Source organism: Anoxybacteroides tepidamans (genome assembly GCF_014201465.1).
Lineage (GTDB): Bacteria > Bacillota > Bacilli > Bacillales > Anoxybacillaceae > Anoxybacteroides > Anoxybacteroides tepidamans.
The window spans coordinates 23849-38575 of the sequence record NZ_JACHEP010000014.1; the positions used below are offsets into that span (position 1 = coordinate 23849).

The 14727-nt window shown below is 42.5% G+C and carries 19 protein-coding genes; 17 read left to right on the top strand and 2 right to left on the bottom strand.

The window, feature by feature from the left end; all coding sequences use genetic code 11:
* Positions 1 to 89 precede the first annotated feature (89 nt).
* From HNQ34_RS11690 to HNQ34_RS11735, 10 genes are all read left to right on the top strand, one after another.
* The gene (locus HNQ34_RS11690; protein ID WP_183254739.1) at positions 90 to 350 is read left to right on the top strand and encodes a metal-sensitive transcriptional regulator; all 261 of its coding nucleotides are present in this window, start codon (positions 90 to 92) and stop codon (positions 348 to 350) included.
* A gap of 113 nt (positions 351 to 463) precedes the next feature.
* A complete protein-coding gene (locus HNQ34_RS11695) occupies positions 464 to 691 on the top strand; it encodes a sulfurtransferase TusA family protein (protein WP_183254741.1) in 228 nt (75 codons plus the stop codon).
* A 55-nt stretch (positions 692 to 746) separates the two neighbouring features.
* The gene (locus HNQ34_RS11700) at positions 747 to 1229 is read left to right on the top strand and encodes a DsrE/DsrF/DrsH-like family protein (protein WP_183254743.1); all 483 of its coding nucleotides are present in this window, start codon (positions 747 to 749) and stop codon (positions 1227 to 1229) included.
* A 10-nt stretch (positions 1230 to 1239) separates the two neighbouring features.
* Positions 1240 to 1605: a rhodanese-like domain-containing protein gene (locus HNQ34_RS11705; RefSeq protein WP_183254745.1), complete on the top strand. Its 366-nt coding sequence runs from the start codon at positions 1240 to 1242 to the stop codon at positions 1603 to 1605.
* Between the two features lie 13 nt (positions 1606 to 1618).
* Positions 1619 to 1915 (top strand): rhodanese-like domain-containing protein, encoded by a 297-nt coding sequence (locus HNQ34_RS11710; RefSeq protein WP_183254747.1) that lies wholly within the window; start codon positions 1619 to 1621, stop codon positions 1913 to 1915.
* 27 nt (positions 1916 to 1942) lie between these two features.
* Complete coding sequence (locus tag HNQ34_RS11715) at positions 1943 to 2512, top strand: sulfurtransferase TusA family protein (protein WP_183254749.1); 570 nt, start codon at positions 1943 to 1945, stop codon at positions 2510 to 2512.
* Positions 2513 to 2561: 49 nt separating this feature from the next.
* Complete coding sequence (locus tag HNQ34_RS11720; protein WP_183254751.1) at positions 2562 to 3692, top strand: MBL fold metallo-hydrolase; 1131 nt, start codon at positions 2562 to 2564, stop codon at positions 3690 to 3692.
* A gap of 66 nt (positions 3693 to 3758) precedes the next feature.
* A complete protein-coding gene (locus HNQ34_RS11725; RefSeq protein ID WP_183254753.1) occupies positions 3759 to 4541 on the top strand; it encodes a sulfite exporter TauE/SafE family protein in 783 nt (260 codons plus the stop codon).
* Positions 4542 to 4629: 88 nt separating this feature from the next.
* Positions 4630 to 4992 carry a VOC family protein gene (locus HNQ34_RS11730; RefSeq protein ID WP_183254754.1) on the top strand — a complete coding sequence of 121 codons (363 nt, stop codon included), beginning with the start codon at positions 4630 to 4632 and terminating at the stop codon, positions 4990 to 4992.
* Positions 4993 to 5181: 189 nt separating this feature from the next.
* Positions 5182 to 6039 carry a VOC family protein gene (locus HNQ34_RS11735; RefSeq protein WP_183254756.1) on the top strand — a complete coding sequence of 286 codons (858 nt, stop codon included), beginning with the start codon at positions 5182 to 5184 and terminating at the stop codon, positions 6037 to 6039.
* Between the two features lie 53 nt (positions 6040 to 6092).
* Here HNQ34_RS11735 and HNQ34_RS11740 read toward each other — a convergent pair whose 3' ends face one another.
* Complete coding sequence (locus HNQ34_RS11740; RefSeq protein WP_183254758.1) at positions 6093 to 6401, bottom strand: antibiotic biosynthesis monooxygenase family protein; 309 nt, start codon at positions 6399 to 6401, stop codon at positions 6093 to 6095.
* A gap of 14 nt (positions 6402 to 6415) precedes the next feature.
* Positions 6416 to 7306, bottom strand: coding sequence for a DMT family transporter (locus HNQ34_RS11745; protein ID WP_183254761.1), 891 nt, complete (start codon positions 7304 to 7306; stop codon positions 6416 to 6418).
* 415 nt (positions 7307 to 7721) lie between these two features.
* Here HNQ34_RS11745 and HNQ34_RS11750 point away from each other — a divergent pair, with 415 nt between their 5' ends.
* From HNQ34_RS11750 to HNQ34_RS11780, 7 genes are all read left to right on the top strand, one after another.
* Entirely contained in the window at positions 7722 to 7994 is a 273-nt protein-coding gene (locus HNQ34_RS11750) for a YkvA family protein (protein WP_183254763.1), read from the top strand.
* Between the two features lie 15 nt (positions 7995 to 8009).
* Positions 8010 to 8696 (top strand): TerC family protein, encoded by a 687-nt coding sequence (locus HNQ34_RS11755; protein WP_183254765.1) that lies wholly within the window; start codon positions 8010 to 8012, stop codon positions 8694 to 8696.
* Between the two features lie 263 nt (positions 8697 to 8959).
* Positions 8960 to 11038: a carbon starvation CstA family protein gene (locus tag HNQ34_RS11760; RefSeq protein ID WP_183254767.1), complete on the top strand. Its 2079-nt coding sequence runs from the start codon at positions 8960 to 8962 to the stop codon at positions 11036 to 11038.
* On the top strand, positions 11031 to 11234 hold the full coding sequence (locus tag HNQ34_RS11765) for a YbdD/YjiX family protein (protein ID WP_183254769.1): 204 nt from the start codon (positions 11031 to 11033) through the stop codon (positions 11232 to 11234). The genes HNQ34_RS11760 and HNQ34_RS11765 overlap by 8 nt, the downstream gene beginning before the upstream one ends.
* Positions 11235 to 11329: 95 nt before the next feature.
* Positions 11330 to 12247, top strand: a complete 918-nt coding sequence (locus HNQ34_RS11770) for a ketopantoate reductase family protein (RefSeq protein WP_183254771.1) — start codon at positions 11330 to 11332, stop codon at positions 12245 to 12247.
* A gap of 166 nt (positions 12248 to 12413) precedes the next feature.
* On the top strand, positions 12414 to 14087 hold the full coding sequence (locus HNQ34_RS11775) for a glycoside hydrolase family 13 protein (RefSeq protein ID WP_183254773.1): 1674 nt from the start codon (positions 12414 to 12416) through the stop codon (positions 14085 to 14087).
* A gap of 79 nt (positions 14088 to 14166) precedes the next feature.
* Positions 14167 to 14694, top strand: a complete 528-nt coding sequence (locus HNQ34_RS11780) for a YfiT family bacillithiol transferase (protein WP_183254775.1) — start codon at positions 14167 to 14169, stop codon at positions 14692 to 14694.
* The last annotated feature ends 33 nt before the right edge of the window (positions 14695 to 14727 follow it).

The window sequence follows — 14727 nt, forward strand, 5'->3', positions numbered from 1 at the left end:
TAAAATACCTTGCAGGGTATATAATTATAAATGTACATGTTATAATCAAGAATAGTTTCATGGCTCAATTGATGAAAGAGGTGTTTACAATGGAATATAGCAAAGAAATTAAAAACCGGTTAAAACGGATCGAAGGGCAAATTAAAGGCGTTCTTGGCATGATGGAACAAGGGAAAGACTGCAAAAGCGTCGTTGCCCAACTATCGGCAGCACGAAATGCGATCGATCGGGCGATGGCGGTGATCGTTAGTTCCAATCTCGAACATTGCATTAGAGAAAACGTTGAAAAAGGGGAACAAACGGAACATCTTGTCAAAGAAGCAGTCGAATTGTTAGTCAAAAGCCGATAAAATAAATCGTCAACTCTTAAAAATAAGAGTTGACAAATTTTTCGAGACATAATAATATACGTATAGGGGTAATGGTAAAAACAAAATAACAAAAATTAAGGAGGAATTGACATATGAACGTAGCAAAAATGGTTGATGCGAAAGGATTATCTTGCCCAATGCCGCTTGTCAAAACAAAAAAAGCGATCGATGAATTAACATCTGGGCAAGTGTTGGAAGTTCAAACAACAGATAAAGGTGCGAAAAACGATTTAGCCGCATGGGCGAAAGTAAGCGGACATAAATTAGTTGACATGAAAGAAGAAAACGGTGTACTTACATTTTGGATTGAAAAAGCATAATTTTTTTGCTGTTCATTATACCTATACTAGTATATGATGTTCAGGAGGCGATGGAATGTCAGAAAAGAAGAAAAAAACAACGATTATTTTATTTAGCGGTGATTATGATAAAGCGATGGCTGCTTATATCATTGCCAACGGCGCCGCTGCTTATGACCATGAAGTGACTATTTTCCATACGTTTTGGGGGCTCAACGCTCTAAGAAAAGAGGAACAAGTCCCGGTTAAAAAAGGCTTTTTAGAAAAAATGTTTGCGAAAATGATGCCGCGCGGAGCGGATAAAATGGGGCTTTCACGAATGAACTTTGCAGGTGTGGGCCCGAAGCTCATTAAACATGTGATCAAGAAACATAATGCGATGCCGCTTCCACAGCTCATTGAAATGGCAAAAGAGCAAGAAGTGAAACTCGTGGCTTGCCAAATGACGGTTGACCTGCTAGGGCTAAAGCAAGAAGAATTGATTGACGGCATCGAATTTGCGGGTGTAGCCGCTTACTTAGCAGACGCTTCCGAAGGCAACGTCAACTTATTTATTTAAGGTGAGATCAATGACTCAAACCATTGTAAATATATTATTATTTTTGTTCGTTGCTTCGTTTCTTGTCGGTCGGCTTTTGCCGGCAAAAGGTGTGCGAACGATTACGACGAGCGAATTAAAAAAGGAATTAGGCAAAAAAGATGTACAATATGTCGATGTTCGCACACCGATGGAATTTCGGGCTCATCATATTCGCGGCTTTCAAAACATTCCGCTTCATGAATTGAAGAAGCGAGCGCATGAATTGTCAAAAGAAAAGGAAGTCATTGTTATTTGTCAAAGCGGTATGAGAAGCACAAAAGCGAGCAAATTATTAAAGAAACTCGGTTTTAAACACGTCACGAATGTGACAGGCGGCATGAATGCGTGGATGTAAGGAGGGAGAAAACATGAAAGAAATTACTGCAAAAGAAGTCGAACAACTTCTGCAAAACGGAAATTCATTAAATATCATTGATGTTCGGGAGGTCGAAGAAGTCGCTGCTGGGAAAATTCCGGGTGCTGTCAATATTCCGTTAGGGTTATTGGAATTTCGCATGAATGAATTAGAAAAAGATCAAGAATACATTATTGTTTGCCGTTCAGGTGCAAGAAGTGCTCGTGCTACTCAATTTTTAGAAAGCTACGGATACAACGCCACGAACATGACAGGCGGAATGCTAGCATGGGAAGGGCCTGTTGAATAAGCCAATATTGCTAGGAGGAGAGAGAACATGATTCAAGTGAATATGACGATCGATGCAAAAGGATTATCATGCCCAATGCCAATTGTGAAAACAAAAAAAGCGATCAACGAACTGCAACCAGGTCAAGTGCTAGAAGTCGAAGCAACAGATAAAGGTTCCAAAGCGGATATTAAAGCGTGGGCAGAAAGCACAGGACATCAATATCTTGGCACAATCGAAGAAGGAAATGTGTTAAAACATTACATTCGCAAAGCAAGCGAGAATGAAGCAAAAGAAGAAGCAAAGTTTCCTCATGTCATTTCCAATGAAGAATTGCTTACGAAATTGAATGATGCATCCGTTACGATTTTAGATGTTCGCGAACCAGCAGAGTATGCGTTCGGACATATTCCAGGAGCGATTTCCATTCCGCTTGGTGAATTGGAAAACCGGACAGAAGAATTATCGAAAGACAATACGATTTATGTTGTATGCCGTACAGGTAATCGTAGCGACTTGGCCGCACAAAAATTAGCGGAAAAAGGGTTTGCTAACGTTTGGAATGTCGTTCCGGGCATGTCGCAATGGACTGGACCAGTGGAAACAGAACAGGTGTAATGAAGGGGAGTTTTATTGATAAATTTATACTATAGGGGGTATAAAAGCTATGAAAGAAATGACAGTGCAACAGTTAACAAGTAAAGTGTTAAATAAAGAAAATGTCTTTATTTTCGACGTGCGTAACGAAAGCGATTTTAACGATTGGAAAATTGAAGGGGAAAATTTTGAATACTTAAACGTTCCTTATTTTGAGTTGTTGGAGGGTGTTGAAGAGGTTAAGGATCGCATTCCAAAAGATAAAGAAATCGTGGTCGTTTGTGCCAAAGGCGGTTCCGCTGCATTTATCGCCGAGCAATTGGAAGAAGCAGGATTTGACAATGTGTATACACTTGTCGGCGGCATGAAAGCATGGAGCGAATATCTTCATCAAGCAAAAGTGTATGAAGATGACAAAATAAAAGTGTATCAATTTATTCGCGTTGGAAAAGGCTGTTTGTCTTACATGGTCATCTCCGGAAACGAAGCGCTTGTTGTCGATCCTTCACGCTTTATTGATGTATACGAGAATGTGGCGAAAGAAGAAGGCGTCAACATTACGCATATCGTTGATTCACATTTGCATGCTGACCACATTTCTGGCGGCAGAGCGTTAGCAGAACGCACAGGTGCGAAATATTATTTAATGAAAAGCGAAGGAGCTTTATTCGATTTTGAGCCGTTAGAAGCGCATGACAAAATTGAGTTTGAGCAAGTTCAGTTAGAAGTGTTAGCAGTGAAAACACCAGGACATACGCCAGGAAGTGTATCGTTCTTCGTGAACCAAAAACTGCTCTTCTCAGGAGATACGATTTTTGTCGGCGGTCTAGGCCGTCCAGACTTAGGCGGAAAAGTGGCAGAATGGGCAGCGGACTTATACGATACAGTATATGAAAAAGTTGCTACAATTGCGGACGATGTGATCGTATTGCCAGCGCATTATGCGAACTTAGACGACGAAATGAATAAAGATGGATACATTGGAGATACGCTAGGAAACATTCGCGCACGCAATGAAATGATGCAAAATAAACAAAAAGACGAATTTATTGAAATTGTCGTGCAAAACGCCAATACCGAAACACCGCCAAACTTTGAGGATATCGTGGCGATTAACCGCGGCCAAAAAGTCGTCGATGCCGAGCAACAACAAGAGCTAGAAATCGGACCGAACCGTTGCGCGTTACATCATACGCATTAAACAAGGAAAACACTTGGGGGTACGCACACGAAGTACCCCCGGTTTTCATAAAGGAGGCCTTATAAAATGGACGTGACACTCAATTATATTATCGTTATTTTTCTCATCGGTTTTATCGGCTCTTTTATATCTGGAATGGTAGGAATCGGTGGCTCGATTATTAAATATCCGATGCTGCTTTATCTCCCGCCGCTATTTGGTCTTGCGGCGTTTAGTGCGCATGAAGTGTCCGGGATAAGTGCAGTGCAAGTCTTTTTTGCGACGATTGGCGGTGTATGGGCATATCGAAAAGGTGGCTACCTCAATAAAAAATTGATTCTCTATATGGGAATTAGTATTTTAATCGGTAGTTTCATTGGAGGATACGGCTCGAAATTAATGACAGAAGGTAGCATCAACCTTGTTTACGGAATACTTGCGGCATTAGCGGCCATTATGATGTTTGTTCCAAAAAAAGGGATCGACGATGTTCCGTTAGACCAAGTTACCTTTAGTCAATGGCTTGCTGTTAGTCTCGCTTTTGTTGTCGGAGTAGGATCGGGAATCGTGGGGGCAGCTGGGGCCTTCCTTTTAGTGCCAATTATGCTTGTCGTGCTCAAAATTCCAACGAGAATGACGATTGCTTCTTCTTTAGCGATTACGTTCATTTCTTCGATCGGATCGACGATCGGTAAAATCACGACAGGGCAAGTCGAATTTGTTCCAGCATTGATTATGGTAGTTGCAAGCATTATCGCTTCTCCATTAGGGGCGAAAGTAGGACAGAAAATGAATACAAAAGTATTGCAAGTCATTTTAGCAGTTTTAATTTTAGCAACGGCGATTAAAATTTGGGTTGACATTTTGTAAAGAAGGTGGTTCCACCTTCTTTTTTATGGTAAAATCAGAATGTATGTTCTTTTTAATCAAGCCGTTTCGACGAAGAGGAGGAATTTTCGTGATTCAGCGAATTGCAACAGTTGCAGTTTACGTCGAAGACCAACAAAAAGCAAAACAGTTTTGGACAGAAAAAGTAGGGCTTAAAGTCGTTGCGGAGCATCCGATGGGGCCGAACGCTTTTTGGCTCGAAGTTGCCCCAAAAGGCGCGCAAACAGCGCTTGTCATTTATCCAAAAGCGATGATGAAAGATTCGAATGAAAGAAAGCCATCGATTGTGTTTGAGTGTGATGATGTTTTGGCTACATATGAGGCGATGAAAGCAAAAGGTGTTGAGTTTTTAGGAGAGCCGCAGCAAATGCAATGGGGAACGTTTGTTCAATTTAAAGACGAAGATGGGAATGAGTTTGTTTTAAAAGGATAAAACATTAAAGAAGTAAGGTTGTTTCGAACTAAAGAGGCAGCCTTGCTTTTTATATTGGTGAACTGTTGACATTTTTAATCATTATAACTATGATGAAGCAAAGAATTGATGTTTTAGTCAAACGGAATTTACCGTCCGATACTAAGATATCTCGATATCGAAATAAATCAGAAAGTGAGGAGTTGCTCTATGAATCATATCATTCACCCAGCAACAGAAATTGGTTATGTTCATTTGATTGTGTCGAATTTGGACCGTTCAGTTCGCTTTTACAAGGAGATGATCGGGTTTCACGTGTTGAACAAAGAGAACAAAAAGGCGATATTAACGGCGGATGGCGTGACACCGCTCGTTGTGTTGGAGGAAAACGCCGATGCCGTGCCAAAACCGCCGCGAACGACAGGATTATATCATTTTGCGATTTTAGTTCCTGAGCGGAAAAACCTTGCCCGATCATTGCTGCATTTATTGAAAAGTGGCTATCCATTGCATGGAGCAGCGGATCATTTGTTTAGCGAGGCCGTTTATTTGGCGGATCCGGACGGAAACGGCATTGAAATATATGCTGACCGCCCGAGGGAGAAATGGGAAAAAACTGAAAGCGGAGAGTATAAAGGGGTAACAGAACCGTTGGATGTGAACGGCCTTCTTGCTGAAGCGGGAAATGAGCCATGGAGTGGCCTTCCGGAAAAAACAAAAATCGGCCATGTCCATCTTCATGTTGCAAACATGGAAGAAACGTATCATTTTTATGTGCACGGGCTTGGATTTGAGCCAGTCATTCGTATGAATGATCATGCGTTGTTCGTTTCCGCCGGCGGCTATCATCACCATATCGGCTTAAATACATGGGCGGGCGTCGGTGCGCCACAACCGCCGGAAAACGCTGTCGGATTGCGTGTATTTTCAATCGTACTTCCAAACGAAGAAGAATGGAAAAAAGTAATCGGGCAGCTTCAACAAATAGGGGCAGCGATTCAGCACGACGAAAAACGCGTTGTTGTCAATGACCCATCAGGAAATCAGATCGAATTGCAGACAGCGTAATATAAGGTAAAAAGCAAACGAGCGACCACATCCATTGCGCGCTCATTTGCTTTTTATGCTTCAAAAAAATATTCCCGTTCCACTTTGCATACTCTGACAGCAAAACGTTTATACCATTGCTGTTTTCCTTTTTCTTGCGCAATTTTATGTCCTGCATGTTCTTTCCATTGCTGAATGGCTTCTAAAGAATCCCAATATGAAACGGTAATGCCGTGGCCATTGGAATCGCGGACGCTTTCGATGCCAAGAAAGCCGGGCTGCTTTGCTGCGAATTCGACCATCTGTTTTGCCATTTCCACGTATCCGTCATCTTTTTTCGTCCGTTCAGAGGTAAAAATGACCGCATAGCATGAATGCTCCATAACGTTTCCCTCCTTTATCCTTTCAGAAATGATTGTCGTTTCATGCCAATTTTCACGTCTGATAAGAGAACAATGCTGCTCAAAATAATGGCCAATCCAGTGAACATTCCGAAGGTAATCTTCTCATGTAAAAACAACATTCCCCATATGACGCCAAATCCAGGGACGAGGAAGGTGACGCTTAACGTTTTCGTTGGCCCTACGTTAGCAAGCAGATAAAAATAAAATAAATAGGCGATCGCGGTACAAAAAATCGCCAGTCCAAGCACAGAATAAACAACCGTCGACGGAATTGGCTTCGTTGGGATATGAATGACAGCGAGCGGAAGCAATACAACCGCTGCCCCTAATTGCTGGCCGATCGCTAATGATAGCGAAGATACTCCGATAAATGCTTTTTTCACATATACACCTGCGCATCCGTATGATAAGGCGGCTAAAGTCGACAATAATGCCGAAAAAGCCGTTTCAAGCGAAAAAGGCATCGGGCTCCAGCCGACTAAAATTGATACGCCGAATATCCCCATCAAGATGGCCGTCCATTTTTTGACTGTCAACGGCTCTTTTAGAAAAACGAATGAAGCAAGAGCGGTAAACAAAGGAGTAGTGGAATTCAAAATAGACGCCATCGAAGCGCTAATATGCAAAGTCGCAGTAGCGATAAATGTAAAGGGAATCGCCGCATTTAAAGCTCCGACGATCAAAAACTCTTTCCAATGTGATTTGAGGCTCGCTGTTTTTCTAAACAGCCAGGCATACAACAGAAGAGCAACGCCAGCTAACAGCACGCGCAGTTCGATTGTAAGTGCAGGACCGATTACTGGAGCAGAAATTCGCATAAATAAAAAGGAAGCCCCCCAAAGAGCGGCAAGAAAAAATAAAGCGGCTAATTCTTTTATGTTCATCGATGTTCTCTCCCGTATACAAATCAAGTCTTTTTTCGGATTATAACATTTTAATTGAAAAATTGCAGCAATTAGGCGCAGACGTTGTGTTAAAAGGATTAAAAATTGAATTAGCGCCAAGCGGTACAACCAGTTCGGAAAACGATTTGTACCCCAATTTACAACGTAACGGCTATTGACAGATAGAAAAGGATCGACTATTATAAAAGTACAAGTATATATGGAAATGTGTGTAAAAGGGGAGTAGCTTTTACAGCAAAGTCGTCAGTTCAGGGTTATGCGCCCTCGGCTTTGTTGGCAACGGTGACGTTGTTAGCGAGACCTTTACCAACATGGTAAAGGTCTGTTTCGAATAAAAGACCTTTACCAAAACGGTAAAGGTCTTTTTTATTTCAAATTTGAGAGGAGGGAGATGATGAAAAAATTATGGAAAAAGGTAAGGTTGTTTTTGAAGTTCCACCGTTTTGTTCCATTCTTCATTGAATTTTTTCGTTCTCGCGAAGTAGCTAAGTATCAAAAAATGATGTACATGTTGGTCATCGTCGGCTATTTTCTCTTTCCGTTCGATTTGATTCCAGATTGGTTAGGAATTTTTGGAATTATGGATGATGTTACAATATTCATGTTGATTTTGCGAAAAATGATAAAGATAGCACCAGATCATTTGAAACATAAATACGGAGTGTAAAGGGGGAGCATGTATATGGAATTATTCTCTATCGAGTTTTGGTCAGCACTATTGTCCATTATTATCATTGACCTTGTATTAGCAGGGGACAATGCGATTGTGATCGGGCTAGCAGCACGAAATTTGCCGAAGCATCAACAAAAGCAGACGATCATTTGGGGAACGGTTGGGGCGATTGTCATTCGCGCTTTGGCGACGCTAACGGTCGTATGGTTGTTGAAAATTCCAGGGCTATTGCTTGTTGGTGGCGTACTGCTTGTCTGGATTGCCTATAAGCTTCTAGTCGAAGAAAAAGGACACGAAGTGGAAGCTGGAAAAAGTATGTGGGAAGCAATTCGAACGATCATTATCGCCGATGCGTTAATGGGTCTGGATAACGTATTAGCAGTAGCGGGAGCTGCACATGGTAGCCCTCTGTTAGTCATTTTAGGACTGCTTATTTCTGTTCCAATTATCGTATGGGGCAGTACGTTAATTTTAAAATGGGTTGAGCGGTTTCCGATTATTATTACAATTGGAGCTGGAGTACTTGCTTGGACCGCTGCGAAAATGATCGTAGATGAACCATTTTTAGAAAGATATTTTGCCAATCCGATCGTGAAATACGGATTTGAGATTCTCGTGATCGCGGGAGTCATTATTGCCGGAACGTTAAAAAAAGCGAAAGACAATAAAGGAGAAGCAAAAGCCGCCAACGGATGATTGGCGGCTTTTGTAGTGCCGTTTATCGAATTGATGGAGGCGGCTTTCGTTTAAAAAGTCGATCGAAGCTGGTCGAACAGTTGTTTTTGTTTGGATAAATGGAATTTCCTAATTGACATAACGTAAAAAAATTGCATGTTATGCGTAAATTTTGACATGTTGTGTGTCGTTTTTTTCATGTTATGGTGATATTCATCTAATTTTTCAGAATAATTAGTATAATTACCTTTGAAAATAAAGACATACAAAAGGGGGAGAGAAGGGTGAAAGGAATTAAGTCAATCTTGCTTTGGGGACTCATTTCTGCTCTCGGAGCAGTCGCGTTCGGTATATTAGCATTGCACCGCGGCGAAACGATTAACGCCATTTGGCTCATCGTAGCGGCCGTGTGCGTATATGCTGTTGCTTATCGTTTTTATAGTAAATTTATTGCACAAAAAGTATTTCAGCTTGATGACAATCGGAAAACACCAGCGGAAGTATTTAATGACGGAAAAGACTATGTACCGACGAATAAATGGGTATTGTTCGGGCACCATTTCGCGGCAATTGCTGGTGCAGGTCCGCTTGTCGGTCCGATTTTAGCGTCACAAATGGGATATTTGCCGGGAACGCTTTGGATTGTCGTTGGTGTAGTATTAGCTGGGGCAGTGCAAGATTTTGTTATTTTGTTTGCGTCGATGCGCCGCAATGGAAAATCGCTTGGCGAAATGATTAAAGAGGAAATTGGTTCCTTTACAGGACTTATTGCGATGTTTGGTATTTTAGGAATTATGATTATTTTATTAGCTGTTTTAGCGTTGGTTGTTGTGAAAGCGCTTGTAGGAAGTCCGTGGGGAATGTTTACGATTGCGGCGACGATTCCAATTGCGATTTTTATGGGCGTTTATATGCGCTACATCCGTCCGGGGCGCGTAGGCGAAGCTTCGCTCATCGGTTTTGTTTTATTGATGGCTTCGATCGTTTTTGGGCAATATGTCGCGGAAAATCCGACATTAGCGAATATGTTTACGTTTAAAGGGGAAACGATCGCCCTTTTAATGATCGGGTACGGTTTTGTCGCTTCAGCGTTGCCTGTATGGTTGTTGCTGGCGCCGCGCGACTATTTAAGTACGTTCTTAAAAATCGGAACGATCGTTGGCTTGGCGTTAGGAATTCTTGTCGTTGCGCCTGATTTGCAAATGCCAGCGATTACGAAATTTGTTGACGGCACCGGCCCAGTATTTTCTGGGGATTTATTCCCATTCTTATTTATTACGATTGCATGCGGAGCTGTTTCCGGATTCCATTCCCTCGTTTCTTCTGGAACGACTCCAAAAATGATTGAGCTAGAAAGTCACGCTCGCCCGATCGGCTACGGTGCGATGCTCATGGAATCGTTTGTCGCCGTGATGGCGCTTGTGGCAGCTTGCGTGTTGACACCGGGAGCGTATTTTGCGATTAACAGCCCGGCAGCTGTGATTGGCCAAGATGTTGTGCAAGCAGCTAAAACCGTTTCTTCGTGGGGATTTACGATCACTCCGGATGTGTTAACGGAATTGGCGAAAGATGTAGGAGAGCAAACGATTTTATCACGCACAGGTGGGGCGCCGACATTGGCGATCGGCATGGCCGTTATTTTATCAAAAGTGATCGGCGGGAAAGCGTTTATGGCGTTTTGGTACCATTTTGCGATTTTATTTGAAGCGCTGTTTATTTTAACGACCATTGATGCGGGAACACGCGTCGGCCGCTTTATGATTCAAGACATTCTCGGCCATTTTTATAAACCGCTTGCCAAAACGGATTCTTTGCCAGCAAACATTATTGCCACAACGCTATGTGTGTTTGGCTGGGGATATTTCTTGTATCAAGGGGTTATCGATCCGCTTGGCGGAATCAATACGTTATGGCCGCTATTCGGGATCGCGAACCAAATGCTTGCGGGAATTGCGCTATTATTAGGTACAACCATTTTATTTAAAATGGGTAAAAAAGCATATGTATGGGTCACATTAGTGCCAACGACATGGATTTTAGTTGTGACGATGACAGCAGGGTTCCAAAAACTGTTCCATGAAAATCCGAAGATTGGCTTTTTAGCCCATGCGAAAGTATTTAAAGATGCATTGAACCAAGGAAAAATCTTACCTCCAGCGACAACAGAAGCACAAATGCGTCAAATTATTACGAATGATTATGTCGATGCAGCGCTATGTGCGATTTTCATGCTTGTCGTTTTAGCGATGCTCATTTCTTGCGTAAACATGTGGATCAAAGTGTTGAGCAACAAAGCAACGCCGTTAAAAGAGGCGCCTTATATTCCACGCGATGCTGGAAATGAGGTTAAGCATTATGCGTAAGTTTTTTTCATCGGCGATGAAATATCGCAAACAATTTCTTGATTTGCTTGTCGGCGTACCGAATTACGAACGATATGTCGAACATATGAAGACGCATCATCCAGGGGCGCCGATTAAATCACGAAAAGAATTTTTTTGTGAAGCACAAGAGGCAAGATATAACGGCAAAGGTGGAAAAGTATCGCGCTGTTGTTAAAGGAAGAGGGAGATTCAGTCTCCCTTTTCTCATTTTGCTTTGTCATATCTGTTAGGATGTGCAGCTTCAATCTATTTTATAAGGAGGAATGATGAATGCGCGTGTTAGTCGTTGGTGCGGGTGGCGTTGGCGGCTATTTTGGCGGTCGGCTGTTGGAAAAAGGGGAAGATATCACATTTCTTGTCCGTGAGCGTAGAAAAAAGCAATTAGAGGAGCACGGGCTTGTCATCCGCAGTGTTCACGGCGATGTGGTGTTAACGCCGAAAACACTTGTCAATGGAGAAAAAGCAGAGCCGTTTGATGTTGTCATTTTTTCGAATAAAGCATACCATTTACAAGAAGCGATTCGCGATGCGAAGCCGTATGTAGGAAAAACGACGATGATTTTGCCGCTGTTAAACGGCATGGCCCATATGGAAGTGCTTTGGAGCGAGTTTGGAAAAGAAAACGTGCTAGGTGGTCTTTGTTTTATTGAAACGACGTTAGCTCCAGATGGGACGATCGTTCAATCGAGCCCGTCTCATGATGTAAGATTTGGCGAATGGTCAGGAGAAGTGACGGAACGGATTCAAGCGCTCCATAATCTGTTTTCGAACTGCAATGCCCGTTTTCGCTTAAGCGAACACATCGTAACGGATATGTGGCATAAATATTTATTTATTGCGACGATGTCGGGAGTGACGACGCTGTTCCGCGCGCCGATGGGGCCTGTCCGTTCAGGAGAATACGGACAAGAGATTTTGTTTGCTTTATTAAAAGAGATTGCGGCGATTATGAGGGCGCATGGCGCTCCGATTGCCGATGATATTGAAGAAAAGCAATTAGTGCAAATGAACGAAATGTCACCGGAAATGAAATCATCGATGCAGCGCGATATGGAAAAAGGCCATATGGTCGAAGCGGATCATTTGCAAGGATATTTGCTGCAGCTGGCGAAACAATATCAAATCGATGCTCCGTTGCTAAAAGCCGTATATCATCACCTGAAATTGTACGAACAACAGCGAGGCTAGATGTTTCTAGCCTTTTTTCTTACTTGCATTTTGAACGTGGCGGAAGTCGCGTTAGCGCTTTTAAAAATTTTGTGAAGTGAAAACTTTCTCTTTCACCAAGGCCAGTTGTGTATTAAAATGGAGAGTAGCGTTGAAAACGTATACGGAAAAAGAGGAGGATGCAGCGTTGAAGAAAGCATGGTGGAAAGAAGGAGTTGCGTATCAAATTTATCCGAGAAGCTTTATGGACTCCAATGGGGACGGAATTGGCGATCTTCGCGGAATTATCTCAAAGCTTGATTATTTGCAAGACCTTGGAATCGATATCATATGGATTTGCCCGATCTACAAATCGCCAAACGCTGATAACGGATACGATATTAGCGATTATCATGCGATTATGGAAGAGTTCGGGACGATGGAAGATTTTGATATGTTGCTAGACGAAATTCATCAACGCGGGATGAAAGTGATTTTGGATCTTGTCATCAATCATACGAGTGATGAACATCCATGGTTTATTGAGTCGCGTTCAGCAAAAGATAGTCCGAAGCGCGATTGGTATATTTGGCGCGATGGGAAAAATGGGCGTGAGCCGAACAACTGGGAAAGCATTTTTGGCGGATCGGCTTGGGAGTATGATCCGACAACGGATCAGTATTATTTACACGTCTTTGCGGTGAAACAGCCCGATTTAAACTGGGAAAACGAAGAAGTGCGCCGCGAGCTTTACAACATGATTAACTGGTGGCTTGATAAAGGAATTGACGGATTTCGGGTCGATGCGATTTCGCACATTAAGAAAAAGCCGGGGCTTCCGGATTTGCCGAATCCAAAGGGACTTGATTACGTTCCGTCATTTGATGGCCATATGAACCAAGAAGGGATTATGGATTATTTAAGAGAGCTGAAAATGCAAACGTTTGCGCGTTATGACATTATGACCGTCGGGGAAGCAAATGGAGTGAAAGCGGAGCAAGCGGAAGAATGGGTTGGCGAAGAAAATGGCATTTTTAATATGATTTTTCAGTTTGAGCATTTAGGATTATGGGAAAAAGGAACGGACGGTGGTGTCAATGTCCGTCAATTAAAGCGCACGCTGACAAAATGGCAAAAAAGTCTCGAAAATCGAGGTTGGAATGCTTTATTTTTAGAAAACCACGATCAGCCCCGCTCTGTGTCAACATGGGGGAACGATCAAGAATATCTTACAGAAAGTGCAAAGGCGTTGGGGGCTCTTTACTTTCTCATGCAAGGGACGCCGTTTATTTATCAAGGACAAGAAATCGGCATGACGAATGTTCGGTTTGAAACGATTGATGAATACGATGATGTCGCGATGAAAAATTTTTACCGCATTGAGAGGGAAAAAGGACGGCCGCACGAAGAAATTATGGAAGTGATATGGAAAAAAGGGCGCGACAATTCGCGTACACCGATGCAATGGTCGAGTGAGGCGAATGCCGGTTTTACGACGGGAACACCGTGGCTGGGGATAAACGAAAATTACAAAGAAATTAATGTAGAGAAGCAATTAATAGACCCTCACTCTGTTCTTAATTTCTATAAAAAAATGATTCGTCTTCGGAAAGAAAATGAAGTGTTTATTTACGGAACGTATGATTTAATTTTAGAAAAAGATAAAGCGATTTACGCATATACAAGAACGCTAGGGGACGAAAAAGCGGTCATTATTGTCAACATGAGCGATCAGCCTGTTTTGTATCGGTATGACCAATTGCAGCTGTCATCAGACGAGTTAATGCTGCAAAATTATGAAGTAAAACCGCACAAAAATGCTACACGTTTTAAGTTGAGACCGTACGAAACGCGCGTATATTTGTTGCAAGGCAAGCAGTAATGCTTGTCTTTTTTGTTATTATCAAAGAAGGAATCGTCTTACCTTTAGCGAAACAGTTAAAAAGAAAGGGGATGAAGACATGGATGAGATTCGTTATCCAATTGGAAAATTTGAAAAACCGACATCGTTTCAAGAAGAAGATGTGAAGCAATGGGTTTCTGATATTCGCCGTTTGCCAATAGCGTTGCGCGAGGCGGTGAGCGGATTAAATGAGGAACAGCTCAACACGCCGTATCGCGAAGGGGGGTGGACGGTGGCACAAGTTGTGCACCACGTGGCGGACGCGAGCATGAATGCGTTTTTGCGGACAAAATGGACGCTTACCGAGAATGTTCCTTCCATTAAGCCGTTTGACGAAAATGCTTGGGCGGAAACGGTGGAGGCCTGCTTTTCGTCAGTGGAACTTTCGCTTCAATTGCTCGAGGGGCTGCACGGACGTTGGGGACAGCTGCTTGAAACGCTCAAACCGGAAGATTTTAAGCGGACATTTTATCATGAAGGAATGAAAACAGCAGTAGATTTATACACGTTTATCGCGATGTGTGCGTGGCACGGGAAGCATCATACAGCGCACATTCAACATTTGCGTTTGCGAAAAGGGTGGTAAATTACAACAACGGTATAAGATTTCTTTCGTTTT